General features: G+C 56.7%; 26 protein-coding genes and 1 tRNA gene. 13 read left to right on the top strand and 14 right to left on the bottom strand.

Going from position 1 to position 26,788, the window contains the following annotated elements; all coding sequences use genetic code 11:
- The first annotated feature begins 26 nt into the window (after positions 1–26).
- The 5 genes from lspA (at position 27) to mutL (ending at position 6,161) form a co-directional block, all read left to right on the top strand.
- Positions 27–500: a signal peptidase II gene (lspA, locus tag TH3_RS17155; protein WP_007090158.1), complete on the top strand. Its 474-nt coding sequence runs from the start codon at positions 27–29 to the stop codon at positions 498–500.
- 50 nt (positions 501–550) lie between these two features.
- Positions 551–1,129, top strand: coding sequence for a DUF3035 domain-containing protein (locus TH3_RS17150; RefSeq protein WP_007090157.1), 579 nt, complete (start codon positions 551–553; stop codon positions 1,127–1,129).
- A 187-nt stretch (positions 1,130–1,316) separates the two neighbouring features.
- Positions 1,317–2,738 (top strand): M16 family metallopeptidase, encoded by a 1,422-nt coding sequence (locus TH3_RS17145; protein ID WP_007090156.1) that lies wholly within the window; start codon positions 1,317–1,319, stop codon positions 2,736–2,738.
- A gap of 2 nt (positions 2,739–2,740) precedes the next feature.
- A complete protein-coding gene (locus tag TH3_RS17140; protein WP_007090155.1) occupies positions 2,741–4,099 on the top strand; it encodes a M16 family metallopeptidase in 1,359 nt (452 codons plus the stop codon).
- Between the two features lie 118 nt (positions 4,100–4,217).
- Positions 4,218–6,161, top strand: a complete 1,944-nt coding sequence (gene mutL / locus TH3_RS17135; protein WP_007090154.1) for a DNA mismatch repair endonuclease MutL — start codon at positions 4,218–4,220, stop codon at positions 6,159–6,161.
- Positions 6,162–6,177: 16 nt separating this feature from the next.
- Here the strand turns inward: mutL and TH3_RS17130 are convergent, their stop codons facing one another.
- From TH3_RS17130 to TH3_RS17115, 4 genes are all read right to left on the bottom strand, one after another.
- The gene (locus TH3_RS17130) at positions 6,178–7,632 is read right to left on the bottom strand and encodes a pentapeptide repeat-containing protein (protein ID WP_007090153.1); all 1,455 of its coding nucleotides are present in this window, start codon (positions 7,630–7,632) and stop codon (positions 6,178–6,180) included.
- Between the two features lie 17 nt (positions 7,633–7,649).
- Positions 7,650–8,546, bottom strand: a complete 897-nt coding sequence (locus tag TH3_RS17125) for an OmpA family protein (protein WP_076519548.1) — start codon at positions 8,544–8,546, stop codon at positions 7,650–7,652.
- 50 nt (positions 8,547–8,596) lie between these two features.
- Entirely contained in the window at positions 8,597–9,370 is a 774-nt protein-coding gene (locus TH3_RS17120) for a motility protein A (RefSeq protein WP_007090151.1), read from the bottom strand.
- Between the two features lie 365 nt (positions 9,371–9,735).
- Positions 9,736–10,587 (bottom strand): GNAT family N-acetyltransferase, encoded by an 852-nt coding sequence (locus TH3_RS17115; RefSeq protein WP_007090150.1) that lies wholly within the window; start codon positions 10,585–10,587, stop codon positions 9,736–9,738.
- A 198-nt stretch (positions 10,588–10,785) separates the two neighbouring features.
- On the opposite strand from TH3_RS17115, the gene TH3_RS17110 reads away from it, so the two are divergent.
- Entirely contained in the window at positions 10,786–11,859 is a 1,074-nt protein-coding gene (locus tag TH3_RS17110; protein WP_007090149.1) for a siderophore-interacting protein, read from the top strand.
- Between the two features lie 14 nt (positions 11,860–11,873).
- Here the strand turns inward: TH3_RS17110 and TH3_RS17105 are convergent, their stop codons facing one another.
- From TH3_RS17105 to TH3_RS17085, 5 genes are all read right to left on the bottom strand, one after another.
- Positions 11,874–12,794 carry a hypothetical protein gene (locus TH3_RS17105; RefSeq protein ID WP_007090148.1) on the bottom strand — a complete coding sequence of 307 codons (921 nt, stop codon included), beginning with the start codon at positions 12,792–12,794 and terminating at the stop codon, positions 11,874–11,876.
- 173 nt (positions 12,795–12,967) lie between these two features.
- On the bottom strand, positions 12,968–13,918 hold the full coding sequence (locus TH3_RS17100) for a metal ABC transporter permease (protein WP_007090147.1): 951 nt from the start codon (positions 13,916–13,918) through the stop codon (positions 12,968–12,970).
- On the bottom strand, positions 13,915–15,135 hold the full coding sequence (locus tag TH3_RS17095) for a metal ABC transporter permease (protein WP_007090146.1): 1,221 nt from the start codon (positions 15,133–15,135) through the stop codon (positions 13,915–13,917). Before TH3_RS17095 ends, TH3_RS17100 begins: the two co-directional genes overlap by 4 nt.
- Before the next feature lie 39 nt (positions 15,136–15,174).
- Positions 15,175–15,975: a metal ABC transporter ATP-binding protein gene (locus TH3_RS17090; protein WP_007090145.1), complete on the bottom strand. Its 801-nt coding sequence runs from the start codon at positions 15,973–15,975 to the stop codon at positions 15,175–15,177.
- Between the two features lie 23 nt (positions 15,976–15,998).
- Positions 15,999–16,973: a metal ABC transporter solute-binding protein, Zn/Mn family gene (locus TH3_RS17085; RefSeq protein ID WP_007090144.1), complete on the bottom strand. Its 975-nt coding sequence runs from the start codon at positions 16,971–16,973 to the stop codon at positions 15,999–16,001.
- A gap of 143 nt (positions 16,974–17,116) precedes the next feature.
- Between TH3_RS17085 and mntR the strand changes: the two genes are divergently transcribed.
- Positions 17,117–17,548: a manganese-binding transcriptional regulator MntR gene (gene mntR / locus TH3_RS17080; protein ID WP_007090143.1), complete on the top strand. Its 432-nt coding sequence runs from the start codon at positions 17,117–17,119 to the stop codon at positions 17,546–17,548.
- A 94-nt stretch (positions 17,549–17,642) separates the two neighbouring features.
- Here mntR and TH3_RS17075 read toward each other — a convergent pair.
- Positions 17,643–17,732 (bottom strand) — tRNA-Ser (locus TH3_RS17075).
- A 292-nt stretch (positions 17,733–18,024) separates the two neighbouring features.
- Here TH3_RS17075 and rplU point away from each other — a divergent pair.
- The 4 genes from rplU to proB all read left to right on the top strand — a co-directional run bounded on the left by rplU (position 18,025) and on the right by proB (position 20,956).
- The gene (gene rplU / locus TH3_RS17070; protein ID WP_007090142.1) at positions 18,025–18,336 is read left to right on the top strand and encodes a 50S ribosomal protein L21; all 312 of its coding nucleotides are present in this window, start codon (positions 18,025–18,027) and stop codon (positions 18,334–18,336) included.
- Positions 18,337–18,366: 30 nt separating this feature from the next.
- Positions 18,367–18,627, top strand: a complete 261-nt coding sequence (gene rpmA, locus TH3_RS17065) for a 50S ribosomal protein L27 (protein ID WP_007090141.1) — start codon at positions 18,367–18,369, stop codon at positions 18,625–18,627.
- 179 nt (positions 18,628–18,806) lie between these two features.
- Positions 18,807–19,844 carry a GTPase ObgE gene (gene obgE, locus TH3_RS17060; protein WP_007090140.1) on the top strand — a complete coding sequence of 346 codons (1,038 nt, stop codon included), beginning with the start codon at positions 18,807–18,809 and terminating at the stop codon, positions 19,842–19,844.
- On the top strand, positions 19,841–20,956 hold the full coding sequence (proB, locus tag TH3_RS17055; protein WP_007090139.1) for a glutamate 5-kinase: 1,116 nt from the start codon (positions 19,841–19,843) through the stop codon (positions 20,954–20,956). Before obgE ends, proB begins: the two co-directional genes overlap by 4 nt.
- A gap of 46 nt (positions 20,957–21,002) precedes the next feature.
- On the opposite strand, the gene TH3_RS17050 is transcribed toward proB, so the two are convergent.
- The 3 genes from TH3_RS17050 to phaR form a co-directional block, all read right to left on the bottom strand.
- Positions 21,003–21,641 (bottom strand): hypothetical protein, encoded by a 639-nt coding sequence (locus TH3_RS17050; protein ID WP_007090138.1) that lies wholly within the window; start codon positions 21,639–21,641, stop codon positions 21,003–21,005.
- Between the two features lie 135 nt (positions 21,642–21,776).
- Complete coding sequence (locus TH3_RS17045) at positions 21,777–22,172, bottom strand: helix-turn-helix domain-containing protein (RefSeq protein ID WP_007090137.1); 396 nt, start codon at positions 22,170–22,172, stop codon at positions 21,777–21,779.
- Between the two features lie 770 nt (positions 22,173–22,942).
- The gene (phaR, locus tag TH3_RS17035) at positions 22,943–23,557 is read right to left on the bottom strand and encodes a polyhydroxyalkanoate synthesis repressor PhaR (RefSeq protein ID WP_007090134.1); all 615 of its coding nucleotides are present in this window, start codon (positions 23,555–23,557) and stop codon (positions 22,943–22,945) included.
- A 323-nt stretch (positions 23,558–23,880) separates the two neighbouring features.
- On the opposite strand from phaR, the gene TH3_RS23360 reads away from it, so the two are divergent.
- Entirely contained in the window at positions 23,881–24,690 is an 810-nt protein-coding gene (locus TH3_RS23360; RefSeq protein WP_007090133.1) for a hypothetical protein, read from the top strand.
- A complete protein-coding gene (locus tag TH3_RS17030) occupies positions 24,653–25,747 on the top strand; it encodes an alpha/beta fold hydrolase (RefSeq protein WP_233421795.1) in 1,095 nt (364 codons plus the stop codon). Before TH3_RS23360 ends, TH3_RS17030 begins: the two co-directional genes overlap by 38 nt.
- Here the strand turns inward: TH3_RS17030 and TH3_RS17025 are convergent, their stop codons facing one another.
- Positions 25,748–26,773 carry a nucleoside recognition domain-containing protein gene (locus tag TH3_RS17025; protein ID WP_233421794.1) on the bottom strand — a complete coding sequence of 342 codons (1,026 nt, stop codon included), beginning with the start codon at positions 26,771–26,773 and terminating at the stop codon, positions 25,748–25,750.
- Between the last annotated feature and the right edge of the window lie 15 nt (positions 26,774–26,788).

Genomic DNA, 26,788 nt, shown 5'->3' with positions numbered 1-26,788 from the left:
GTTCAGGCAAGACAGAAAGAGTGTTGATGAAACATCGTGCCTTTGTCTTTGGGCTGGTCATTATTGCGGTTGTCTTTGCCGTCGATCAGTGGACCAAGCAGCTGGCGATTGACGGATTGTCAAACCCGCATCGCGTGATCGAAGTCACGCCGTTCATGAATTTCCTGCTGGCATGGAACAGTGGCGTTTCATTCGGCCTGTTCCAGGGGCAGGCGCCGTGGGTCATGATTTTGGCGACGGCGGCAATTACCGTCGGCTTCCTGATCTGGATGTGGCGGACGCGCGACCGGTTGTTGGGCATTGCGCTGGCGCTTGTGGTTGGCGGGGCGGTTGGCAACCTTGTTGACCGGTTGCGTCACGGGGCGGTAACCGACTTTATCGATATGCATGTTGCAGGCTATCATTGGCCGGTTTTCAACATTGCGGACAGCGCAATTACGATTGGTGCAGTCCTTTTGTTGATCGATTCCCTGTTTGGCGGTAAAAAATCATCCAGGTAATTTTTGATCCGGCATTTGCGTGCCGGAGACTGAGTGGTAAAGAGGCATCAATGGCCCGGAAACTATCGACATCGATTTTCAAAGTTGCGCTGCTGGGCGGTTTGGCATTTGCCGTGTCCGGTTGTGAATCAACGCGTGAAACGTTTGGTCTGAACAAAACGGCTCCGGACGAGTTTCAGGTTGTTTCCCGTGCACCGCTGAGCCTGCCGCCTGATTTCACGCTGCGTGTTCCGGAACCGGGCGCACCGCGCCCGCAGACCGGCACGACCACCGATCAGGCGCGTCGTATCCTGACCGGTGAAGACCCGGACGCGGTCAAGCGTGATATCACCGATGGCAATCGCAGTCAGGGGCAGGTTGCCCTGCTGTCGCAGTCGGGTGCGCAATATGCCGATCCGGCAATCCGCACCACGGTTGATCGTGAAACATCGATCTTTATCGAAGAAAGCGACAGCGTCGTCGACAAGCTGATCTTCTGGCAGGAAAAGCCGCAATTTGGTACCCAGGTCGACGCCGAAGCCGAAGCCAAGCGCATCCGCGATCAGCAGGCATTGGGTGAGTCGGTTTCCGAAGGTGAAACACCGGTCATCGAACGCCGTCAGAAAGGCTGGCTGGAAGATATCTTCTAGGGTGTTGCGGTCACTTTCCGGTGAGTTGTCCCGGAAATAGAACAAAATTCGAATTATGGCAGGGCGCGGTCTTTCCGCGCCCTTGTTCTGTCATATTCAGTTCTTAATCAAAACTTGTCCGTTGCCGTATAGATCAGGCACCCTGCCTGCTTCCTGGCGATCCTGCTTATAGCATTGGGATGACGTAATGACATTTCCGACCCGATCCCCGATTTCGATATTTGCGCGCGGGCCAATTGGCCTGCTTGCCGCTGTTCTTATGATCCTAAGCCCCCATTTGGCCGGGGCGGCGGTTTTCAGCCCGCAAACCATGACCCTTGATAACGGCATGCAGGTTGTGCTGGTGGAAAATCACCGCGCCCCGGTCGTAACCCATATGGTCTGGTACAAGGTCGGATCCGCCGACGAGACTGAGGGTGTATCAGGGATTGCCCATTTCCTTGAACATCTGATGTTCAAAGGTACGAAGGACATTGCCCCGGGTGATTTTTCCAAGATCGTTGCGCGCAATGGCGGCAATGACAATGCATTCACCGCATGGGACTATACCGGCTATTTCCAGAATATCGCGCGCGACCGGCTTGAAATGGTCATGCAGATGGAAGCCGACCGGATGCAGAATCTTCAGCTTTCCGATGATGTGGTTTTACCCGAACGCGACGTGATCATCGAAGAACGCAGATCACGGATTGATAACAACCCCGGTGCGCTTCTGGGTGAACAGATGCGGGCTGCCCTTTATATGGCCCATCCCTATGGCCGGTCGATCATCGGCTGGCTCAATGAGATGGAAACCCTGTCGACCGATGACGCGCTGGCGTTTTATCGCAAATGGTATGCGCCCAATAACGCCATTCTGGTCGTGGCCGGGGACATCGCCATGGATCAGCTTAAACCGCTGGCCGAAAAATATTATGGTGTCATTCCGGCGGGCGACGTTGCCACCCGCCACCGTGTCAAGGAACCGACCCAGCATGCCCCGCGCAAGGTAACGCTGACCGATCCGCGCGTCGGGCAGGCATCCATGTCGCGCTATTGCCTTGCACCGTCCTACAACAGCGAAAATGCCGATCAGGCCGCCCCGCTTGAGGTCCTGAGCGAAATCCTTGGATCGGGCACGACCAGCCGTTTCTTCCGCTCGCTTGTTGTCGATCAGTCGATTGCGACCAGTGCCGGGACTTTCTATGACCCGGTTGCGGTTGATCTGGCAAGCTTTGGCCTGTATGCCGTCCCGCGCGACGGTGTCGAATTGGCCGATCTCGAAAAGGCGGTTGATGCCGAAATTGCCAAGGTTGCGGAAAATGGCGTGACCGAGGAAGAACTGGCGCGTGCCAAGCAGAAGCTTCTTGATAGTGCGGTTTTTGCCCGTGACTCCCTTTCGGCGGCTGCGCGTACCCTGGGCGAAGCGCTGGCGGTTGGTTTGACCGTCGATCAGGTTGAAAGCTGGCCGGATCGGATCAAGTCGGTAACGGTCGAGCAGGTCAACGAAGCTGCCAAATCGGTATTTGACGATAAACGTTCAGTAACCGGCTGGTTGCAGCCGCCCGAAGGCGGCCCGGTGAACGGCATGCCAACCGCGCCGGTCACCGGCGAGCAGGAGGTGCATTGATCATGAGCTATATTGCAAAGACAATCCCGGTGATGAAAATGCGCAAAACCCTGCTGGGGCTGGCATCGGCCACCCTGTTGATGACGTCATTTGCCAGCCACGCAAGGGCTGTCGAAGTACAGGAAGTCACATCGGATGGCGGCATTACCGCATGGCTGATCGAAGATCACCTGAACCCGCTTCTGACGGTTGATTTTGCCTTCAAGGGGGCCGGTTCCGCGACCGACCCGGAAGGCAAGAGGGGCCTTGCCAATATGGTGTCGGGCCTGATCGACGAGGGGGCTGGCGAAATGGACAGCCAGACCTTCCGCACCGAAATGGAAGATCGGTCGATCAGCATTTCCTTTGATGCCGGTCGCGATGATTTTTCCGGATCGATGGTGACATTGACGCGCGAACGTGACACGGCGATTGACCTTCTGCGTCTGGCGCTTACCGAGCCGCGCTTTGACGACGAGGCGGTTGAACGCATCCGTGCACAGGTGATTTCGGGCCTGCGCCGGGCGGAAAATGATCCGGGCGATATTGCCGGCAAGGCGTTTTTCAAATCGATCTTTGGCGATCATCCCTATGCCAATCCGGTATCGGGCACGATGGCATCGGTCAGCAGCCTGAACGCCAATGATTTCCGTGAATTTGTCCGTCATGCCATGGCGCGTGACAATCTGGTGATCGGGGTCGCGGGCGATATCACGGCCGAGGAACTCGGCCCATTGCTTGACGAAGCCTTTGGAGGATTGCCGGACAAAAGCGACCTTCCGGCCATTCCTGAAGTCACGCCGAAATTTGGCGGGGTCGAGGTCATCCAGCAGGACATTCCGCAAAGCCAGGCAGTCTGGGGCCAGAAGGGCATTGCGCGCAAGGACCCGGATTTCTATGCCGCCTATGTCATGAACTATATTCTTGGCGGGGGCGGTTTTTCATCGCGCCTGACCGAAGAAGTGCGTGAAAAGCGCGGTCTTGCTTACGGCGTTTACAGCTATCTGGCCGATATGGACAAGGCGGAACTGATCACCGGTGGGGTTGCGACGCGCAACGATGCCATCGGCCAAAGCCTGTCGATTATTGGCGATGAATGGCAGAAGATGAAGGACAAAGGCGTGTCGCAGGAAGAACTCGATAACGCCAAATCCTATCTGACCGGGGCCTTTCCGCTGCGCTTTACCAGCCTTGGCAATCTGTCGGGCATGCTGGTCGGTATGCAGATGCAGGATCTGGGTATGGACTTCCTTGATAAACGCAACAGCCTTGTCGAGGCCGTCACCCTTGATGACGTCAATAGGGTTGCCAGCGAACTGCTTGATCCGGCCAATGTTACCGTGACGGTGGTGGGTAAACCCGAAGGCGATCTGGCGTTTTAAGCCGATCCTGACTTTAAAATGTACAAAGCGCGGTGAAAGGCATTTCGCCGCGCTTTGTGCTTTGATAGGTTCGTTTCAATCACAATAATATCACCCCGTATAACGAGCATTTCCCTTCATGACCTTGCGCGTCCTGCCCCAGAACCTGATCAACCAGATTGCCGCCGGTGAGGTGGTTGAACGCCCGGCCGCGGCGTTGAAGGAACTGGTGGAAAATGCCCTGGATGCCGGGGCAACGCGGGTAGACGTAACCTTGCGCGATGGCGGGCGGACCCTGTTGTCGGTGACTGACGATGGCAAGGGCATGACGCCCGATGAACTTGGCCTTGCGGTTGAGCGTCACGCGACGTCCAAGCTGCCCGATGATGATCTGTTCAATATCGGTTTTATGGGGTTTCGCGGCGAAGCCTTGCCATCCATCGGATCGGTATCGCGGATGCGCCTGACCAGCCGGGTGCGCGGGGCGGAAAATGCCTGGACGTTGACGGTCGAAGGCGGGGCGAAAAGCGTACCGGAACCGGCGGCCCACCCGTTTGGTACGCGGGTTGAGGTACGCGACCTTTTCTATGCGACACCCGCGCGCCTGAAGTTTCTTAAAACCGCGCGGACGGAACAGATGTATGCGCGCGAAATCATGGATCGGCTGGCGATGGCCCGGCCCGATGTTGGCTTTACCCTGTCGGGGGACGGCAACAAGCAGATTTTGAATTACCCGGCCTGCGAAGGTGATTTGTTCGATGCCCGCCTGAAACGGCTGGGGGCCGTCATGGGCCGTGAATTTCAGGATAACGCGCTTCAGATCGAGGCGGAGCGCGAAGGCATTCGCCTGACCGGCTATGCCGGGGTGCCGACATTGAACCGTGGCAATGCGCAGATGCAGTTCATGTTTGTCAATGGCCGCCCGGTCAAGGACCGGCTGTTGCAGGGTGCTGTGCGCGGGGCCTATCAGGATTTTCTGGCGCGCGACCGTCATCCGTTGCTGGCGCTGTTTTTTGAACTTTCGCCCCGTGATGTTGACGTCAACGTCCATCCTGGCAAAACCGAGGTCCGGTTCCGTGATCCGGGCATGGTTCGTGGGTTGATCGTCGGCGCGCTCAAACACGCCTTGGCCGGGGCCGGGCACCGGGCATCGACCACGGTGGCCGATATGGCGCTGGGCGCAGCCCGGCGCGAAGGTGACGGACCCTCTTTGCCCTATGGCGGCGGGCGCCCCGCCTCGGGCGGGTATAATTTCGGGTTCTATCAACCCAGCCATCCAGGTTCGGCAGCCATACAGCGCGATTACGCGGCACAGGCACCGGCAACCTCGTTTGGTGGCCTGTTTGATCGCGGGCGTGATTTTGCCGGTGGAGAGACCGGCGGTGATAATGGTGGTTTTGCCGCGGCTGCGGCCAGTGCGCTGGCCGGGGGATATGGTGGCGGGTATGCCGGTGCCGCCCCGTCGGGACGGATTGATGACACTGATGTCGCCAAATTTGTTGATCATCCGCTGGGTGCTGCGCGCGGGCAGGTGCATGCCAATTATATCATCGCCCAGACCCGCGATGGCTTGGTGATTGTTGATCAGCATGCCGCCCACGAACGTATTGTCTATGAACGCATGAAGGCCGATCTGGCGGAAAATGGCGTTAAACGGCAGGGATTGCTGTTGCCCGAAGTCGTCGAACTGGACGAGGCATCTGCCGAACGGGTGGCTGAGCGTGCCGAAGAATTTGCCGAATTGGGGTTGGTGATCGAGCCGTTTGGCCCCGGTGCGCTGGTGGTGCGCGAAGTGCCCGCGATGCTGGGCAAGGTTGATGTTGCGGGGCTGGTGCGCGATCTGGCCGACGAGATCGTCGAACTGGGGCAGGGCATGGCCCTTAAGGACCGGCTGATGTATGTCTGTGCGACCATGGCGTGCCATGGGTCGGTGCGGTCCGGGCGGAAGCTCAATGCTGATGAAATGAATGCACTATTGCGCCAGATGGAAGCCACCCCGCATTCAGGGCAGTGCAACCATGGCCGCCCGACCTATGTTGAACTGAAACTGCACGACATCGAAAAGATGTTTGGTCGGCGCTAGGCTTTAAGCCTGATCCTTAATCCTTGAGCTTCATGTCACGCGGCAGGCGGGTATTGGCGTTGATCCGTGCGCCTTGGATCTGTTCGGCGAACAATCCCTTCGCCGTGGACAGATCGGCATCGCGGAAATCGGTTTGGGCAAGATTGGCACCGCTCAGATCGCAATTGTGCAGTGTCATGGCGCGAAATGACGCACCTGCCAGATCAGAGCCGAGAAACACCGTGTTGCGCAAGATGGCATCGGTAAAGCTGGCACCGGAAAGACGGGTGGCGGCAAGCACGGCATGATCCAGATTGCAGCCGATGAAATCGCCCGCCGTCATATCGCAACGACGCAGCACCGCCTTTTTGCAATTGGCATTGCGAAATGACACATGCGGCAAGGCACATCGGGTCAGGTCGATGCCTTCAAGATCGGCATCGCGCAGATCGGCGTGCCGGATCGACATCATCGCCCCCTCCTTGCCGCCGGTATCAACCCAAAGCCGATGCCCCTTAAGGGCTTCGGTCAGATCGATTTCAACCAGCTTTTCATCAATGCTGGTCTCGACCGGGTCTGTGTCTTCTGCCCTGTCATCGGTCAGTTTGGCGGTTTCAACCGGTTGCGGCACGGTGGAAAGCACCGCGCGCACGGATTCTGCCGCATCAAGGTTATAATCGCGCTGCGTTTTCCCCGGTTTGGCATCAGAGGTTTCAATGCCGATCTTGGCACTGGTGGGGCGTTTGGTGTCCAACGTCTGTGTGACCGTGGCAGCGTTGCGTGATGATGTTTTGGAGTGCATCGCAGGTTTCAGGGTGACGGACCGCGACGGTCGCGGTTTGGCTGCGGGCTTTTCGCCATTCTGGTCCGATGCCGGTTCCTCGGCAGGTTCAGGCGATTTGATGTCGTCATGACGTCGGGCCGGTTTTTCAGTCTCGCGGTCGATCAGGGCGCTGGCATTGCGGGGCTGGCGTATTTTGCGCGATGGTTCGGCGACATTATCGCCTTCGCGTGCCGGGCCGAAATAATTGCCTTCGAATACGAAGCGGCGCGGCTTTTTAATCACGGTTTGAACGATCTTGCGCAAACGGTCGGCGTCGACCGGCTGGCGAAAGACGCCTTCAATCCCGGCTTCGACCGCATCGCGCATGGCGCGACGATCCAGTTTTGGCGCGCCTAGCAAGACCGGGACCTGATTGCAGAATGGATCGGCATCCGACGCGCTTTGACGCAGGTCGCGAATGGTCGAAATACCGCGAATACCGTCCAGATAAAGACCGATCAGAATCAGATCCGGGCGGTGCGTACGGGTCAGTTCGATGATGGCGTCGCGGTCGTCACTGGCATGAAAGGCCGCCAGATGCAGCGGTTCAAGTGCTGTCTGCACTGCCTTGATGTTCCGATCACTGTAATCGGCATACAGGACGGATAGTTTTTTTGGCGACCGCGTTGTCATTCCACCAAGCTTGCCTGCTTTATCGGGTTTTGTCACCCGGTTGCATCCGATGATTACTGGTTGCCCGGTACTGAAAAGCTTCGACGTTGTTCGGGTGATGGAATGCCACCACTGCCTGTTTCCGTGTTTGTGCCACCGGTCGGTCCGGATGTCGTCGCGCCGCTATTGTTTCCGGCGTCATCGACCATTTCGATCATGATTTCGACGCGTCGGTTTTGTGCCCGGCCTTCGGGGGTGCTGTTGTCGGCAATCGGGCGGCTGTCACCGTGGCCCTGCACAACCATGCGGGCCGGGTCGGTGCCATTCTGATCAATCATGTAATGGATGACCGATGTGGCCCGCGCCGCCGATAAATCCCAGTTCGAGATATAGGGCGAATTTGACGATACCGGAATGTTATCGGTGTGGCCGGAAACCACGACCTGACCTTCGGTCTGGTTGATGACCGGTACAAGCCGGTTCAGGATGGCCGCAAATTCCGCTGTCATCCCCGACGAGCCGGATGGAAAGGCAATCTCGTTTGGAAAACGGACAACCACGTCGCCGTCTTTTCGATCAACGCCGATCTGGTTTGTCATGCCCATTTTATGAAGCACGGTTTCCAGTGTTTCTTCGAGGGCCTCGGCCTTTTCAGATTTGCTGTCGCCTTCCTTTATCTCGACCTCCGGCGTTTCGACGGGCGGGATATTGGAAACAATGCGGGGGGTGTCAGGGGTCGGCTGTTTCAGCGCCTTGCCAAGGATCGAACCATCAAGTTCGACAACACCGGCCAGTTCGTCCTGCTTGCTAAAGCCAAACGCGGTTTTGACCGATCCGGCAATCTGTTTGTATTTGATGACATCCATTTCGGCAAAGGTGAGCAACAGAACAAACAGCACAAGCAGCAATGACATGAGATCGGCGAATGTCGCCATCCATGCGGGAGCTCCTGCTGCCGGTTTCTTTGCCATCTTCTACGCCTGTTGCCTTATGTATCTGTCGTCAATGAATGTTGCGCGGTTTATTCGCCGCCTTCGCTGTCGGTATCTTTGGGAATACCGCCCGGCAAATAGGGACCAAGAATTTCCTTCATCACCAATGGGCTTTGGCTTGATTGAATCTGGACCACAGATTCGATAATCAGCTGCTTGGTGCTTTTAAGCTGTTCGACCTTAAGGGCCAATTTGTCGGCAACCGGAAGCGCAATCAGGTTGGCTAGAACCGCACCATAAAAAGTGGTCAGCATCGCAATCGCCATGGCCGGGCCGATGGCATCGGGGTCCGACAGGTTGGCCAGCATCTGCACCAGACCGACCAGTGTGCCGATCATGCCAAAGGCCGGGGCGGTATCACCAATCCCGCGGAACATCAGTTCGCCTAGCTCGTCATTCTGGATCGATTTTTCGACCTCGCTCGAGATCGAGCTTCGAATGACTTCGCCACTGTGGCCGTCGACACACATGCGAATGCCGCGTGCCATGATGTCGTTTTCAATCTCGACATTCTCAAGCCCCAGAAGGCCGTTCTTGCGCACCAGTGTTGAAAGTTCGATGGCCTTTTCATAGATCGACAGCGGATCTTCCTTTGGATTCTTGAAGGCGATCCTGATCCCGATCTTCAGCGACTTGATCACATCACGCATCGGGAATTTAATCAGCGTTGCCGCCGCCGTGCCGCCAAAAACAACCATGATCGATGGCAGATCGACAAAGGCATTCAGGCTGCCGCCCATAAGGATGGCGCCAAAGATAACCCCCATACCGGCGACGATCCCGATAAGTGTTGCAATATCCATGATGCTTATACGTTTTCCGGCGTTATGAATTCATGCGGCAAAAGCTGGTTCGGGATCGAAAAAGGCAATCTTTCTTCCAGGCTGTCAGGCAGCCATTCTGTTCTGGCAAACATCAAAACGCGGTACCCCTGATACGTGTCATGGTGTTGGCGGTTATATTTTCCGTTTCAATCCATCAAATTGGGAGGTTGCAGACGGATTTTCCATAGCAAGCGGATAAAATCCGGCATAATTCGTTCGCTCGGCGCGAACAATCCATGTCTGTGCCTTCCCGATCCGCTTATATGCTTATCGCGAATGTCTAGGACATACTATACGTTTGTTAGTCGACTTTTGTCGGGGGCTCAACCCACCGGTAAGGATAGTCAGCCTAATTCAAACGATGTAATGCCAAACGTCATTTCAAGATTCAGTTCTGGGGCTTTGCCGCGATACATGCGCGCGGTTTCAAATTCCGCCTGCATGCCGTGTTCTTCAACGAGCACACGTGCAGCCTCATTTCCATCGGGAATATCCAGATAGACCGGCTGATCCTGTTCCTTGCGGGTGGCAAGCAGGGCATGGAAAAGGCTGCGGGCATCGTCGATATTGTCGGCAAAAAGCGGCCCGACCTTATGCCCTGTGCGACACGGCCGGATCACGCCATAGCCGCGCAATCCCATCGGGCCGCGAAGGGCCAGTGCGATGTGCTTTTCCGCAGAAATCCAGCCGCGCAGAAACTCGATCCGGCTTTCGGGGAACAGGTTGCAGGTCTGTTCGAAGGCATCAATGATGGCGATATCATTGATCAGAAGTTCGAACAGGTCGTCGTTTTGCGGGTTTTGTGCCGTAACCACGCCGCCAAAGCGCAGGTTGCGATGGGCCAACTCAAAGCCGGATTTACGATAGTTTTCCTGCTGATCGACAACGCCATCAAGACCGATTGTTTTGGCAACCGCCTCGCCCAGCACGGTTTCCCAAAGCCGCAAACCAAGGCCTTCGCCGCGACGATCAGGGCGGCAGATGTAAAAGCCGACAAATCCGTAATCCGAATTGTAATGCACGGCTGAAATCACGGCGGCCAGCCCCTGTTTGTCAAACGTCCCCCAGAAGCCCAGCGGGTCGGTATTGAAAAACGCATCCGCGTCCGAAAAACCCGGATTCCAGCCTTCCTGTGCGGCCCAATCAACGGCAGTGGCGAATTCAAAGGACTTCAGGCGGCGGATTTTATCGGTCATGGCATTGTTTCGTCTTTATGGATCATGGACTTCCGGCCGCTCATGTGTCTGGCATGCATCGGGCCGGTGCGGTTCAGGCCATGATGTAACATGACCCGGCGATTGCAATGACAATAATTTTATTGAGAATGCCTATCAGTTTTATTATCAATGATGCACGGTCAATCTTTGCCGCCAACCGCCACCGAAAGTCATCTAATGCCTGTAAAGTCTGACAGCCCGCTGATTGCCAAAACCCGCATCGTTCTGAGCGCAAGTGCCGATGCCGCAAATGCGGTTGCGGCCTATTATGCCGAACACGATTGTGATGTGACGAACGATGACAACGGTGCGAAGATTTCACTTTCGGTCGGGCACCTGATTTTGCGGCCCGGTGAAAAGCACCTTGATATCGAAGTCGGCTCAAAAAGCGAGGCCGGTGTTGCGCAGATGAAGGCAGCACTTATTGCCATCCTGCAAAGCATCGTACCCGAAGCCGATCTTGACTGCCGCTGGAAGGGGGCGGGGGAAAGCAACGGCAAGCTGCCGAACTTCCGGGAACTTCGTGTAATTGGTGTGACGGACCTGTCATCGCATATGCGCCGATTGCGGCTGGCGGGGGATGATCTGCAATTTTACGACGGCGATGGCATTCACATGCGCCTTCTGATCCCGCCACGTGATGTTGTCGAGCCACAATGGCCGACCTTGGCCCCCAATGGCATGGTGGTTTGGCCCGAAGGTGAAAATGCGGTTGCGCCAAGGGTTTACACCATCCGCCGGATCGATGCCAAGGCAGGCTGGGTCGAGGTGGACTTTGTCATGCATGGCGATAACGGCCCCGGGTCTGCCTTTGCGCTTCATGCGCAACCGGGGGACCGGATCGGCATGACCGGGCCGCTGGGTGGGGAACTGCCCGATGCCGACTGGTTCCTGTTTGCAGGTGACGAAACCGCCCTTCCGGCGATTGGCCGTTATCTTGAAGAACTGCCCGAACATGCCAGCGGCCATGCATTGATCGAGATACAAAGTTCGGCTGACATCATCGATCTGGCCACCAAAAGCCGGATCGCGATTGAATGGGTGTGTCGTGATACCCATCCCGCAACCGATACCAGTCCGATCCGCGAGGCGGTCAGTCGTATCGAAGTGCCCAAGGATCGGGCGCGTGTCTATTGCTGGGCCGGGGTCGAGCAGGCCAGCTATAAATCCATTCATCAGATATGGCGCAAGGAAGTCGGCCTTGACCGTGATCAGTGTCTGGCGATGACTTTCTGGCGCAAGACGGCCTGATTTTTGTTCAGGTGCTATTGGACTGATTTGTTCCGGTCGTGCAGTTCGGGGGCGAAATGGGCGATGGCCTGATCAAGGTCTACCAGAATTTCCGCAACCAGCAGATTGCCTTGTTGCGTGCCTGCCAGTTCGATCACGGCGCGAATGATATCGTGATTGGTCGGACGGGCACCTGTGGTGATGGCTTTGGCGTGATCGAAGACTTGTTGTCGCGCCGCAAGAAGGGCTGCGATTTCGTCGGCAGCCGTCGGATCGTTTCCTGATTGTGTGTCATGCAAGGCACGTTTCAGTGACAGGCCGGTCATATGGCTGCTGCTGGCAAGCAGGGTCGCGGTGATCATGCGAAATGCCAGCGCATCCTGCGCCAGCTTTTTACGAACAACCGGATCGGTGATAACGTTTAGCGCGAAAAGATCTGCTTCGATTTCGTTATCACGTTCCTTGTTGCCGCCATCGCCAAAATGTGACGGATCGCAATGGCGCACTTCGTGGCGCATCAACCAGCCATAGGTCAGATCGGCACTGCTGGAATAGTGAAGCTGATTGCCAAACCAGCCGCGCATCAGGTCGGCAAAAATTTCAGTCCCGCTACCCGGTGCGATTTTTGCCGGAATGAAAATCTGGCACGGTACTGCCTGATTGTTGCCGCGGCGTCCCGATACGGTAAAGGGTGACTGCGGCAGTTTGGCAAACAGCAGATCCGCACCTTTTATGTTATCAAGGCCAAGCGTCCGATCAATGATCGATAGAAAGGAAACACGGTCGGCGAAACTGTGCAGGGCAACCTTTCCATAACGGTTCAGGTCACGTTCGATGTCTGCAAGGGTTCTGAATTCCTGTGCTTTTGCAGGTAATGCTATGCCACCCGCCATGCCCGACAGCAGACAGCTAAAACAGGCAGCCGACAGATAGCGATAGAATGCAGATTTCACCATGCTCCCAGTATGCCGTTCTGGAAGGCTCAGGGCGAGATCAAACTGGTGCCGGTTTCAGGCACCCAGCTTGCGGGCGGCGGCAATCGCGCGGCGGATTTTTGCCAATCGGCGCGATGCCCGTTTGAGATCAAGTGTTGATCCGGTCCGTTTTGTCATTGTCATGCAAGCCTCCTTTACGCTTCGGCGCGCTGGCCGGTGCGTTTGCGTTGCGGTCCGAACAGACAGGCCAGCAACAGGATAATACCGGAAATCGTGGCAATCATGCCCGCCGCGCTGACCGCATAGGGCGACCCGAACCAGCCCAGCCCGTATCCGGCAAAGACATAACCCAGAACTGCCGAAATTACGGCAAACACAACGCTCCATCCGATCTGCCGGCCAAGCTGGTTGGTCATCAGGCGGGCTGCGGCAGGCGGGCAGACAAACATCGCAATCACAATGATCGATCCGACCGCATCAAAGGCGGCAACTGCGGCAATTGCGGTGGCGACAACCAGCGCAAATCCAAGCGCACGGGTTCGAATGCCAATCGCCTCGGCAAAGGCGGCATCAAAGGTCGATATTTTCAATTCTTTCCAGAATAGCGTGATGAACAGCACGATCCCCAAAAGAACGACCGCCAGTCGCGGTAACTGAGGCGGAAGTGTTGCCAGAGCCGCCGGGTCAAGCAACGATTGCCAGCCTTCGGCATCAAACCAGATCAGGCTTTCAAGATTGCCCAGCAACGCATGTTGCACATCGATGTGCACCGAACTGGTGTCTGTGATTTCAAGCAGCAGCACGCCGGCGGCAAAAAGGGTTGTAAAAACAAGCCCCATCGCGGCCCCCGGCTCAACCCGGCCAAGCCGTTTGACAAGCTCGATCACGATGACGGCAACAATGGCGGCACAGCCCGCACCGATCATCATCGGTACGGCCGTGATGGTGCCGGTTACCAGAAATGCCACGACAATACCGGGTAGTACGACATGACTGATCGCATCTCCGATCAGGGCCTGGCGGCGCAGCAAAAGGAAATTCCCGGGCAGGGCGCAGGCAACCGCACCCAGAATACCGATCACGATTGGTGTCAGGCTGAGTTGCACAAATTCAGCCCCCAGGGCGGTGATCAGATTGTCGATCATGCGGGGGCTCCGGTCTGTTCGGCAATCACGCGGTCGATTTCGTCGATCTGATCCTGTGTCATCATATCCTCGATCGGGGTCAGACCGTCATAGCGTTCAATCGCTGAATCATCGGGCAGGATGCGCCGCGCCATCGCCCATCTTGCTTCGTCATGGGCGGCCTTTTGTGATGCGGCTTTACCGCGCAGGGTTGCCACCCCGTCAGGCCGTATCATGCCGGACTGATGCAGGATGCGAAGGGTAAATCCGTCATAGATCGGTTCGCGTCGCGCCAGTGCCAAAAGCCCCTGACGGCGATGCACGCGGCGCTGGAAACGCCAATGACGCAGGGCCGATGCCAGACCGCCACGAAGCGGTGAAAACAATGCGGAAAAGACAAAGAACCCAAACGCCACCAGAACAATGATCGGCCCGGTCGGGAGCGACGCGGCGGCGGCCGAAAACACTGCCCCGATATAACCGGCAAGTCCGCCAATGGCGGCGGCAATACCGATCATCGGTCCGACCTGATTGGTCCAGAACCGGGCGGTAACCGGCGGAATGATCAGAAGGGCGACAATCAGGATCAGACCAACAATCTTAAGCCCGATCACGGTAACAATCAGCGCCAGCCCCATCATTGCCAGATCAATATGGCGGACATTGATGCCGGTTGTTGCGGCATATTCCGGATCAAATGCCACCAGCGTCATCGGACGGCGCAGCATGAAGACAAAGGCGGTGGCAAGGGCGCCGGCAATGGCGATTGTGGTTGCCTCGCTGATCAGCATGCCAGCGGTCGATCCCAGCAGGAAGTTTTCAAGCCCGGCCTGACGCCCCGAAGACATGGTTTGAATAATCGTCAGCAAAACGATGCCAAGCCCAAAGAAAACCGACAGAACCGCCCCGATAGCCGCATCCTCGGTCAGGCGGGTCTGGCGGGTAATCCATTCGACCATCAAAAGCCCGATGCCCGATGAAATGGCCGATCCGATGATCAGGCCGGGTAACCAGCGGCCATCCCCGCCAAGGGCCACCATCAACATGAACGCAATACCGACACCGGGCAGGGTGGCGTGACTGATCGCATCAGAAACAAGGGCGCGTTTGCGCAGGAAAATAAACGCACCGGCACCACCCCCGGCAAGGCCCAGCAACCCGGCCCCAACCGCGACAAGGGCGCTGTTATATCCGGCCTGAAGGAACAGGGCGCTTATGAAGTAATCAAGAAAACTCATCTGAGTGGTTCCGATGGCTTTGCCGAGACGGGCGTGTGATCAGGCAAGACGCAATTCATCGATATGCGTGGTCGCCAGTCGCCCGCCATAGGTTTCCTGCAAATTGGCGGCGGTAAAGGTGGTATCGACCGGGCCTTCGGCTATGCGGCGCACATTGATCAGAAGCACGCGGTCAAAATACTCGGCAACCGTGGATAGGTCATGATGCACGCAAACAACTGTCCGGCCTTCGGACTTAAGGTCCTTAAGGACGGCGACAATGGCCCGTTCGGTTGCGGCATCGACCCCGGCAAAGGGTTCGTCCAGCAGGTAAAATTCGGCATTTTGCGCCAATGCGCGTGCAAGGAATACGCGTTGCTGCTGACCGCCGGAAAGCTGCCCGATCTGACGGGTGGCGAAGTCGCTCATGCCAACCCGATCAAGGCATCCCATGGCCTGTTGGCGGTGGCGCGCCCGCCAGAAACGAAACAGCCCGACCGAGCCATAAAGCCCCATCAGGACGACATCGATAACGCGTGCGGGGAAATCCCAGTCAACACTGGCGCGTTGCGGGACATAGGCCACCCGGTCGCGTGCCTCGTGAAACGGTTTGCCGAAAATGCGTATTTCGCCAGATAGGCGGGGAATGACGCCCAGCGTCCCTTTCAGGAAGGTCGATTTGCCCGCCCCGTTCGGCCCGATGATTGCGGTCATGGAGCCCGCCGGGATAGAGGCATCGACGGAAAAGACCGCCGGTTTGTTGCCATAGGATACCGTAAGGCCACGCACCGTCAGCGGCGCATCCTTGCCCGCGACATCAACGATCTTTCCGGCTTCTGCAATCAGTTCTGCGTTGCTCATGACAGTTCCTTCGGTGGCGCGGCTCAGGAGCCGGCGGCCAGTTTGCCCTGCATTCCGGTGGCCGGGGCATCGCCGCCAAGCGCACGGGTGATCAGGGTCGCGTTATGGTCGATCATGCCGATATAGGTGCCGTCATAAGTTCCGGGCTCTCCCATGGCATCGGAAAACAGCGTGCCGCCGATTTCAACTTTCTGGCCGCGTGCGGCGGCCCCCTCGATCAGGGCGCGCACATTACGCTCCGGCACGGAACTTTCAACAAAGACCGCGGCAATCTTGCGATCAACAATGGTGTCGACCAGTTCCTCGACCCGACGAAGGCCGGCTTCGGATTCTGTTGAAATGCCCTGAATGCCCAGAACCTCGAAATCATAGCCGCGCCCGAAATAGCTGAAGGCATCATGTGCGGTCAACAGCACACGGCTTTTTTCCGGCACGGTTTTGGTGACCGATTGCATGTAGGTAATCAGCTTTTCGATATCGGCAATATGCTTGTCGGCATTGGCGCGATAGGTGGCCTCGCCCTCGGGATCGGTCTTGATCAGCGCGTCACGCACGGCCAGCACCACGGTTTCCCACAATTGCGGATCCATCCAGACATGCGGGTCATAGCGGCCTTTATATTGTGCGTGGCTCAGAAGCTTTGACTTGTCGATTGCTTCGCCGACGGCAATGACATTGCGGCGCTTTTCCAGATCAAGGAAGAATTCCTCAAGCTGTGCCTCAAGATACAGGCCATGCCACAAAACCAGATCGGCGCGCGCCATGGCGGCAATGTCGCTGCGTGTCTGGCGATAGGAATGCGGATCAACCCCGGGGCCCATCAGGGCGGTGACCTTTGCGCGGTCGCCTGCAACCTGACGCGCCGCGTCGGCGATCATGGATGTCGTGGCGACAACATCAATCGGCTTGGCAGAGGCAGCTGTCACCGAAACGGCAACAAAGCCGCAGACGGCAGCAAGGGCAAAACCGAAATTCCGGGCGATGCGGCGAAGCGACATGTGAGACGGTCCTGTGATGCAAGTTAAAATCAGTCTGCCAATATCCTCTATTTATGTGCGGACTTTTAAAGTTAGTCAAGGCTAAATTGATTTTTGCGCACTATGTTGATATGAAGAGCTTGGGGATTTCAAAGGAGCTGTGAATGGGCGATCCGACTGCGCGTCATCCGCGACACAACAAGGCCGAAGTTTTCGCGCAATTGCGCGACGCCCATGCGCGCGAAGTGACCGAGGATTACGTAGAAATGATCGCCGACCTGATCGAGGAAGAAGGCGAGGCGCGATCCGTCGCCCTTGCCGAACGCTTTGGCGTGACGGCGGCCACGGTCAATAACACGATCAAACGCCTGGAGCGTGACGGTTTTGTCACCTCACGCCCATACCGTTCGATTTTCTTGACCGATCAGGGTAAGGAGCTTGCCGAGAAATGTCGCAAACGCCACGAGATCGTCTATAATTTCCTGATCGCATTGGGCGTCGATCCCGCGATTGCCGAATTTGATGCCGAGGGGATCGAGCATCACGTGAGTGAGGAAACTTTGGCGGTTTTTGCGAGCTTTGAGCGTAAGGCGTAAAAGTTGTGATTTCTCGCACTTACGTGATGAGAGGCAAAAGGTACTGAGCTTGCCTGAATATTTGCTTTTTTTTTGAAGTTCGAAGCGCGAAAAATGGCGGAGAGGGTGGGATTCGAACCCACGGTACTATTGCTAGTACAACGGTTTTCGAGACCGCCCCGTTCGACCACTCCGGCACCTCTCCGCATGTGTGGTCTGGCGTTCGAGGCGCTGTTTAACGATCCTTAAGCCAGAATGCAAGAGGGAAAACGTATTTTCCACGAACTCTTTTGCCGGTTGGGCCGGGTTGGGTTGGGAAGCAAACCTCTGCCATGCGCCCCGGCCATGGCCAAAGCCCGGAAAAGGCATGCTTTGCGGTTGACTCTGACGGGGGAAAAAGGTATTTCAGCCGTCTCTCGCAGCGGTTCGGTTTCAGTTAGCAGCGACACCGAAGCGCGCGTGTGCGTTTCCAGAATGATTTTTCAGGAACTATATCGATGTATGCAATCATCAAAACTGGCGGCAAACAGTATAAAGTTGCTGCCAACGACGTTATCAAAGTCGAAAAGATCGCTGCCCAGGCTGGTGACACCGTGAAACTTGAAGAAGTTCTCATGGTTGCTGGCGACGGTGCGCCGAAGGTTGGTGCTCCGTTGGTCAAAGGGGCTTTTGTGAATGCAGAAGTTCTCGAGCAGACCAAGGGCGACAAGGTGATCGTTTTCAAGAAAAAGCGCCGGCACAACTACCGTCGCAAAAATGGTCATCGCCAGAACCTGACTGTTCTGCGCATCACGGACATCACGGCCTGATCGGCCGGGATGCAGTTTTAGGAGAGTTTCATGGCTCATAAGAAAGCTGGTGGTAGCTCCCGTAACGGTCGCGACTCCGAAGGTCGGCGCCTCGGCGTCAAGAAATTCGGCGGCCAGACGGTTGTTGCAGGTAACATTCTCGTTCGTCAGCGTGGCACCAAGTTCCATGCCGGCGACAATGTTGGCCTGGCCAAAGACCACACCCTGTTTGCGACGGCTGGCGGCAACGTCCAGTTCAAGTCGGGCTTCAAGGGTCGTACCTATGTATGTGTCGTTCCGGCCGAGGCGTAAGCCTCCCGTCGGCTGCGCTCATCCGTAGCAAAGATTTCGAGGGAGGAATGAGCAATCATTCCTCCCTTGTTTTATGTGTTATATGAAAATTTCCCGTGCCGTCGATGCGAGGCGATCTGTTTCGAAATCGCGATCCGGCCGGGCGGAATGATTGACGGGCATCGCCCAAAGGACCGGTTATGAAGTTTCTCGACGAAGCAAAAATCCACGTACGCAGTGGCCGCGGCGGTGCCGGTGCGGTCAGCTTCCGGCGCGAAAAATTCATCGAATATGGTGGCCCGGATGGCGGCGATGGCGGACGCGGCGGTGACGTGATTGTCGAAGCGGTCGAAAACCTCAACACCCTGATCGATTTCCGTTATCAGCAGCATTTCAAGGCCGAAATCGGCATGCATGGCATGGGCCGCAACCGTACCGGCCGCTCGGGCAACTCGATCACCATCAAGGTGCCGGTCGGAACGCAGATCCTTGAAGAAGACCGCGAAACCCTGATTGTCGATATGCTTGAACCCGGGCAGACCTTTGTGCTGTGCCGGGGCGGTGATGGAGGCCGGGGGAACACCCATTTCAAATCCTCCACCAACCAGGCCCCGCGCCGTGCGGAAGAAGGCTGGCCGAACGAGGAAATGTCGGTCTGGCTGCGCCTTAAACTGATTGCCGATGCTGGTCTGGTCGGCTTGCCCAATGCGGGGAAATCCACCTTCCTTGCCGCATCGTCAAGCGCACGTCCGAAAATCGCCGATTATCCCTTTACCACCCTGCATCCGCAGCTGGGTGTGGTCGAGATCGATGATCACGAGTTTGTTCTGGCCGATATCCCCGGTCTGATCGAAGGTGCATCCGAGGGCAAGGGCATCGGGACCCGGTTCCTCGGTCATATAGAACGTTGCGAAGTCCTGCTGCATCTGATCGATTGTGCTGACGAAGACCCGGTCGGAACCTATCGCACGGTGCGCGAGGAGCTTGAAGGTTACGCCGATATCCTGATCGACAAACCCGAAGTCGTCGCCCTTTCCAAGGCCGATCAGCTTCTGCCGGAAATGGTCGAGGAACAGCGCGAAATCCTTGAGAAGGGGATCGGAAAGAAAGTCTTTATCGTGTCCGGTGCCACCCAGCAGGGGGTCAAGGAAGTCCATCGCGAATTGCGTCGCCACATCATCGGTGAACGCGAACGCCGCGCGATGGAAGGCCGCGAAGACGAGGGCTTCCAACCGTGAGCCTTGCAGATGCAAAACGCCTGATCATCAAGGTTGGATCGGCCCTTCTGGTCGATGAAAATACAGGCAAGCTTCGCCGCGCCTGGCTCGAAGCACTTGCCGATGACGTCGCCCTTCTGCGTGAACGCGGGGTCGAGGTCATTGTCGTATCAAGTGGTGCGATCGCCATGGGGCGGCGTTTGCTCGGGCTTGATCACCGCACCATCAGCCTTGCCGACAAACAGGCCGCTGCCGCGACCGGCCAGATCAGCCTGTCGCAGGTCTGGCAGGAAGCACTGGGCCGCAATGGCCTGATCATGGCGCAGGTTCTGGTGACGCTGGAGGATATGGAAAGCCGCCGCCGTTACCTTAATGCGCGTGGGACATTGAATGCGTTGCTGGCACGCGGTGCGGTACCGCTGATCAATGAAAACGATACGGTTGCCACCGAAGAAATCCGCTTTGGCGATAATGATCGTCTTGGGGCCAAGGTTGCGCACATGATTTCGGCCGATACGCTGGTATTGCTGTCCGATATTGATGGCCTCTATACCGCCGATCCGCGCAAGAACCCGGATGCGACCCTGATCCCGACCGTTCGCGAACTGACACCTGAAATCATGGGTATGGCCGGTGCTGCGCCGACGATTTACAGCTCCGGCGGGATGGTGACAAAGTTGCAGGCCGCCGAAATCGCGATGAAAGCCGGGTGCCGCATGATGATCGCGCGCGGCACGATCTATCATCCGCTAAAGGCGCAGCTTGATGGCGGCCCCCATACCCTCTTTCTGCCCAGCGAAAGCCCGCTTGCGGCACGTCGCCACTGGATCGCAACGTCGCTTTCGGCCCGTGGGGCGATCATCGTTGATGGTGGTGCGGCAAAGGCATTGCGGGCAGGCAAAAACCTGCTGGCGGCGGGGATTTCCGGTGTTGATGGCAGCTTCAAGCACGGCGATGCGGTACGCATCCTTGATGCGGATGGTGCCGAAATCGGACGCGGCATCTCGTCCTATTCGGCCGAGGAAACCCGCATGATCAAGGGGCATTCTTCTCAGGAAATCGAAACCGCATTGGGATATAGCCGCGGCAACGCGGTCATCCATTCCGATGATCTGGTGATTGCCGACCAATAGATGCCGGACATGGGTTTTGCGACAAAGGGGTAGCCATCGGCTGCCCCTATTTTGCATCCGGATGATAAAAGGACTGCATGCGGACGTTTTCGGGGGCGAGGGTGCCGTTTCCGGCAATCACCTGACCTGTTTCAAGGATAATCCCCCGTCCCTCGCCAATCCCCTTTAAAACCGCGCCGCGTTCATCGGCAATCGGGTGGCGAAATGATCCGCCCGCGCCAAGCTGCACATCGCGGACAATGATATTGCCAAGGATCTGGCTGCCATCACCCAGAACGGATAAGCCGGAAATATGGATTGACCCGCGATAACGGCCATCTGATCCGATAATGATCGTTGCACCGGGCTGGTTGGTGGCAACATGGACGCATCCCTCGCCAAACAGATTGCCATTGCCGATCGTGATCAGTCCTGTCTGGGCATCAATCACCGTGTTGCCGTAGAACGTATTTCGGCTGCCAATTTCAAGCATCTCCGGGGAGGTGGCATCAAGCCGGACGGCAGGATAGAAAATATTGTCGCGCCCGATCTCGGCATGGATGCTGATCAGGGTTGAAAACGGATCAAGGATGGCATTCCCGGCCCTTGTCAGTGCCATAAGGGCCGATATCGACAGATAGCCAAGTTTGCTGCGTTGCTGGTCGATCAAATCGATCAGGCCGGATTGTGTGATATCGCCTGTCATGCGGTTTGCCCCTGTCTTGGTCTTGCCGTGACGCTATCACAAAAATCGTGCCTGTGATCAGCCACAAAAAAAGGCTGCCATCGAAGGAAGGCAGCCTGATTTTTGCAGCAATGCTGAAGATCGCAGTGATCAGGCTTAGGCAGCCTGATCGGCCAGTGCGCGTGCCATCTGGCTCAGCGCTTCCTGGTGTTTTTCGTGCTTGATGCTGGCAAAGTTGCGCGCCAGTTCAAGGCACATGCGCTGACGCGCATTAAGCTCGGTTTCCTGGTTGCCGTCGAGACCTTCATAGAAGTAGCTGACGGGAACGCCCAGGACCTGGGAGATTTCGTAAAGACGACCGGCAGAAATGCGGTTGATGCCGCGCTCGTATTTGTGAGCCTGCTGGTAGGTGACGCCGATCAGATCGGCCATCTGCTGCTGGGACAGACCCAGCATGATGCGACGTTCGCGAATACGCTGACCGACATAACGGTCCGTATCGGTTGCGCGATTAGCACGTTTCGGTTCTTCGTTTGATACAATCTCAGTCATTGCATATTTTTCCGTTATCAACCGCCAGTTATTGATTCCCACTCGGGACGCTGTCAGGCTTGTTAATTTCGCCTATTTATCACAAGCAGGGTGACCCGGTTTGAAGGTTGTCTGCTTGCAAGAAATATCTGAACTTTGGTCAGATAGAAGTCTCAGCGATCCGCCAGAAGCTAGCTATATAGGTCAATTCGCCTGTCGTTGTCTAGTGCGTTAGGCGAAAAAAAGACATGGCTTTCTGAGCCGTAAGGTGTGGAATGACGTGCATAGCTGGCATGCAATTCCTGAATGACCGCAGGTTGCAAAAGGTTTTCCTGAGGTAGGAGCTGTCCCAAAAGCTGCGCCCAAAATGCTGCACTGCCCCCAGGATCATGGGGTTCAAGCCATGCGCCACCGTTCTGCGCGATTTCCCGTACAGGCGAAACCAGTGCAGTGACATCCATCCCGATCCCGGCAGGGCCGTCTGTTCCACTACTTGCAGCGTCGGGCCTGCGGGCCGGGGGCAAGGGGATCGGCGTTATCGCTGTCATGTCATTTTGCGGTTTTGTGCGTTCAACCGGGGTATTTAACTGGCCTTATGCAAGGGACTCCGTTCAAAGGGGCTTGAACCCGGCAAAAATTGCCGCCTTGCGACAGGTGCCGGGCGGTGAAAAACGTTAATGAAAAGTTTATGCAGGAATGATGCCGCAACACATGCGGGCAAAAACAAAAAAAGCCCCGGAAAATCCGGAGCTTTCTGCGTGATGCTTTGAAATGAACGGGTTTTGGGCCGTTTACTTGCTGGCCTTGTTGTTGACCAGACTGTTGAGCTGCGCCTGCATGGCTTCAAGCTGGCTTTTCAGGTCATCAAGGGATGCGTCATTTTTTGCCGGTTTGCCATTTTTGGCTGCCTCGGCACTTGCATTGGCCTTGTCGGCCTCTTCCTGCAGGAAGGGGGAAAACATCTTCATGGTCTGTTCAAACAGCGCCATGTTCTGCTTGTTCATTTCCTCGAACTGGCCGAACGGGAAAATCCCCTGCATCGTGCCCTGCATATATTCGCGCATCTGTTCCTGATTATGCGCAAACGAACGCATCGCCTGTTCCAGATAGCTTGGCACCAGACCCTGAAGACTGTCGCCATAGAATCCGATCAATTGACGCAGGAAGCTGATCGGCAAAAGATTCTGCCCCTTGTTTTCTTCCTCGACAATGATCTGTGTCAGGACCGGACGGGTGATATCCTCTCCGGTCTTGGCGTCATAAACGACGAAATCGGTATTGTCCTTGACCATCTGCGAGAGGTGGTCAAGCGTCACATACGAACTGGTCGCAGTGTTATAAAGGCGGCGGTTCGCGTATTTCTTGATAACGACGCGATCCTGATCATCTGATTTTTTCGTGGTCATGACGTTATTCCCTGCTTCCCTGTTTCCCGGACGTCTGGCTTGGGCAGTGCGGTATGAAATACCTTGTTTGCGTTTGCACAAATCTGAATGTTGCGCAGCATTTTGAATTTTGCGTCTGCTCAAGCGTGCACAAGAGTGCCGTGTAAATTCCAATGTGTCCAGTGTTCAACGCGATGTGCGCTGCGAAAAACAACCTCTGGTCCCTGTTGTTGCCGCGCAGCAATGGATTTCGTTTTCGGACACGCCCGAACCGCCTATAGTGTTTGCCAGCGACAAGGCGCATGTCATCTGCGTGATCCGAACCAGAACCGGGGGAAGCAACATTGTCCGAAACAGGGGCGAAAAAGGATCAGGATCCCGATCCCGACGATCTGCCAAATGATAACCTCGATGATGAACTTGATGATCAACTCGATCATCTGGCCCGCCAATTCATGGATCTTTGGCGCGAACAGGTTGCCGCGACAGCCGATGGTGCCGACGCGGCGAGCGCCATCGGGCGGCTTTATGCATCGCTCGGGGCCGATACATCGCGGATCGGCGAAGGATTTGAGGCATGGGGCAAGCTGATCGGGCAATTGGCGACCGGCCAGAAACCCGGGGCTTTTCCCGGTGCTCTTCCGGGGGCTGTGCCGGGTGGGTTCCCCGGAATGATGTCCGGAATGATACCCGGTATGACGCCCGAAACGCTTCCGGAAATGATGAAGGGCACACCGATGGACCCGGCGGCCAATCCCATGGCGGCCATGATCCATCAGATGTCAAAAATGGCGATACCCGGAATGACCGGCACGACCAGCAAGGCCAATGTCGATAAAAAGGCCGATCCGGGCACTACCGCCAAAGAGGCAGGAAAGGCTGAAGCGACCAAAGGCAAGACATGCAAAAGCAATAAATCGGGTCAGGGAAAAAATGAGCGCGCAAAACCGACAGCAGACAAACCCGCCGAAAAGGGCAAGCAATCGTCGCGCCGGGCCAAGGCCGCTGGCGATGCATCTGGCAGTCGAGATGACGAGCTGGTTGAGCTCGCGCGCCGCCTTGCCGATCTTCAGGAAACAATATCTGCCCTGGAGGCCGGAACTGCAGGATCAGGCGATGAAGCTCCTGAACGAGATGGAAAAACATCATCCTGATGATATCGCGCAGGCACTGGACCGTGTTGCCTTTGCCAGTCAGTCAGCGTTTCATGATGGTGTGCGCGCCTATCAAAAACATGGCTATAAACGCGGGGCCGATGATGCGCCCGTGATCTGGGAAGATGGTACAACCCGCATCCGCGATTACGGCGCAGTCGAAGAAGCCAAACCAAAAAGCCCGCTTGGCATTGTTGTGCTGGTGCCGTCGCTGGTGAACCGCGGCTATATCCTTGATCTGAATAAAAAACGAAGCTTCGCACGTTTTCTGGCCAAGGCCGGATACCGCCCGCTTCTGGTCGATTGGGGCTATCCCGGAGAAGAAGAAACCCATTACGGCCTTGATGATTACATCGCGGGCCGTCTGGTCACCGCCCTTCAGGACATCGCTGATATGAATGGCGGGCCGGTGCCGATGATCGGCTATTGCATGGGCGGCGTGCTCGCACTGGCCGCGACCTTGCTTGACCCCGCACAGGTATCGCGTCTGGTCCTGCTGGCAACGCCGTGGGATTTCATGGCGGCTGGCCCGACGCAGGGGCGCATTGCCGCGGCCTTCGCACCGTCCTTGCCCCATATGCTGTCGATCCATGACAGCCTGCCGGTCGATGTACTGCAAAGCCTGTTTGCCAGCCTCGATCCCTTTATGATCGGTGAAAAATTCCGCCGCTTTGCCTCCATCCCGGCCAATTCGGCCAAGGCCGATGATTTTGTCGCGCTTGAAGACTGGCTCAATGACGGTGTGCCGCTGACCCGCCGGGTGGCGATTGATTGCCTGATTGGCTGGTATGTCGAAAACAAACCGGCCAAGGGCGAATGGCAGATCGACGGCATTGATATCAACCCGGCTGATATCAGCTGCCCGACACTTGCCGTCATCCCGGAAAATGACCGGATCGTCCCTCCTGAAAGTGCACAGGCCCTTTTCGCAAGCTTGCCGGAAGATGTGCGAACCGAACTGCACCCATCGGCAGGTCATATCGGCATGATGGTCGGATCGCGCGCCGAAAAATCAACATGGGGACCGGTGCTCGACTGGCTGGCGGAAACGAAATAATCAGGAGCCGGTTTCGGGTGCCGCCACCGGTTTGGTTTGCCAACGTAGCGTCAGGCGCGCAAGGGCGGCAATGATCAGCAATGTCAGGATCACACGCCCGACCAGAACGACCCAGATATCCGCGCCAAGGGCCAGCATGATCGCCGTATCCTCAATCAGGGAATGCGACAGCGACAGCCAACTGAGCGACAGGAAAAGCGTGCGCGGCGGGAAGTTCTTTTTGCGCGCCTCGTTAATGATCAGCGCCCCGCCATAAGTCAGGCCCAGCAACACACCGATGGTCGTTACCGGGGCGACGTCGCGCGATAATCCCGAAACCCGCAGGATCGGCATCATGCCACGCGTGATGCGCTCGGTAATGCCGGTTTTATCAAGGATATCGAGCAACACCAGCAAGCCGACAATCACGCCAAAGGTCACGACAAGCGATTTTATCGTCTGGATGGTCCATTCGATCCAGCCATCCATACCGGTGGCGACCACAGCCGTCTCGCCGCCCGCCATCCAAGAAAAATCAACCGGTTCGGAAAGCCAGCCGGTGGCATCGCTGATCCATGTGACCAGTGCGGCGTAAAACACCGCCGCGCCAAGCCGAAGGGCCGTGGTCGCGATCAGGCTGGCCCCGGCCCGTTTGACAATCGCCTGTTCGACCGGAAGCCCATGTGCAAACAGCATCATCGCGCAAAGCGCGCTTAGCTGGGCGGCTGTCATATCCAGATGGGCGGATAACCCGATAAACGCCCCGACCGCGCCATACATGCTGACCAGCGCACATGTTGCCCAGATCAGACCGGCTTCGGGCGGCAACCCGATCAGGCTCATGATGGGGGACAGCAGGTCGGATGCAAAGGCAACCGCGCCGAATTCATCGGCAATCCGCACAATGATCATGACGGGTAACATGACCTTGATCAGGGTGATGAACAAACGCTGGCTGCGGTTTAGCAAATTCAGGAAATAGCGATGCATGGGGCGCGAGGTTCCGGGCTTCTTGGGTGGTACGAGGGGCATATGTGGGGCAGTCATTTAACGATGCGCATC

This window comes from Thalassospira xiamenensis M-5 = DSM 17429, from assembly GCF_000300235.2.
GTDB classification, from domain to species: domain Bacteria; phylum Pseudomonadota; class Alphaproteobacteria; order Rhodospirillales; family Thalassospiraceae; genus Thalassospira; species Thalassospira xiamenensis.
The sequence above is the reverse complement of the archived record's forward strand: the minus strand, read 5'-3'. Positions and strand labels throughout refer to the sequence as shown.

Coding starts and splice junctions, on each gene's coding strand:
- TH3_RS17145 (WP_007090156.1), top strand. CDS start 1,317: ATGACATTTCCGACCCGATCCCCGATTTCGATATTTGCGCGCGGGCCA.
- TH3_RS17110 (WP_007090149.1), top strand. CDS start 10,786: ATGCCTGTAAAGTCTGACAGCCCGCTGATTGCCAAAACCCGCATCGTT.
- rpmA (WP_007090141.1), top strand. CDS start 18,367: ATGGCTCATAAGAAAGCTGGTGGTAGCTCCCGTAACGGTCGCGACTCC.
- TH3_RS17025 (WP_233421794.1), bottom strand. CDS start 26,773: ATGACTGCCCCACATATGCCCCTCGTACCACCCAAGAAGCCCGGAACC.
- TH3_RS17115 (WP_007090150.1), bottom strand. CDS start 10,587: ATGACCGATAAAATCCGCCGCCTGAAGTCCTTTGAATTCGCCACTGCC.
- TH3_RS17120 (WP_007090151.1), bottom strand. CDS start 9,370: ATGGATATTGCAACACTTATCGGGATCGTCGCCGGTATGGGGGTTATC.
- obgE (WP_007090140.1), top strand. CDS start 18,807: ATGAAGTTTCTCGACGAAGCAAAAATCCACGTACGCAGTGGCCGCGGC.
- TH3_RS17140 (WP_007090155.1), top strand. CDS start 2,741: ATGAGCTATATTGCAAAGACAATCCCGGTGATGAAAATGCGCAAAACC.
- phaR (WP_007090134.1), bottom strand. CDS start 23,557: ATGACCACGAAAAAATCAGATGATCAGGATCGCGTCGTTATCAAGAAA.
- TH3_RS17030 (WP_233421795.1), top strand. CDS start 24,653: ATGAAGCTCCTGAACGAGATGGAAAAACATCATCCTGATGATATCGCG.
- TH3_RS17090 (WP_007090145.1), bottom strand. CDS start 15,975: ATGAGCAACGCAGAACTGATTGCAGAAGCCGGAAAGATCGTTGATGTC.
- lspA (WP_007090158.1), top strand. CDS start 27: ATGAAACATCGTGCCTTTGTCTTTGGGCTGGTCATTATTGCGGTTGTC.
- TH3_RS17125 (WP_076519548.1), bottom strand. CDS start 8,546: ATGGCAAAGAAACCGGCAGCAGGAGCTCCCGCATGGATGGCGACATTC.
- TH3_RS17050 (WP_007090138.1), bottom strand. CDS start 21,641: ATGACAGGCGATATCACACAATCCGGCCTGATCGATTTGATCGACCAG.
- rplU (WP_007090142.1), top strand. CDS start 18,025: ATGTATGCAATCATCAAAACTGGCGGCAAACAGTATAAAGTTGCTGCC.
- TH3_RS17085 (WP_007090144.1), bottom strand. CDS start 16,973: ATGTCGCTTCGCCGCATCGCCCGGAATTTCGGTTTTGCCCTTGCTGCC.
- TH3_RS17100 (WP_007090147.1), bottom strand. CDS start 13,918: ATGATCGACAATCTGATCACCGCCCTGGGGGCTGAATTTGTGCAACTC.
- TH3_RS17150 (WP_007090157.1), top strand. CDS start 551: ATGGCCCGGAAACTATCGACATCGATTTTCAAAGTTGCGCTGCTGGGC.
- mutL (WP_007090154.1), top strand. CDS start 4,218: ATGACCTTGCGCGTCCTGCCCCAGAACCTGATCAACCAGATTGCCGCC.
- mntR (WP_007090143.1), top strand. CDS start 17,117: ATGGGCGATCCGACTGCGCGTCATCCGCGACACAACAAGGCCGAAGTT.
- TH3_RS17095 (WP_007090146.1), bottom strand. CDS start 15,135: ATGAGTTTTCTTGATTACTTCATAAGCGCCCTGTTCCTTCAGGCCGGA.
- TH3_RS17105 (WP_007090148.1), bottom strand. CDS start 12,794: ATGGTGAAATCTGCATTCTATCGCTATCTGTCGGCTGCCTGTTTTAGC.
- TH3_RS17045 (WP_007090137.1), bottom strand. CDS start 22,172: ATGACTGAGATTGTATCAAACGAAGAACCGAAACGTGCTAATCGCGCA.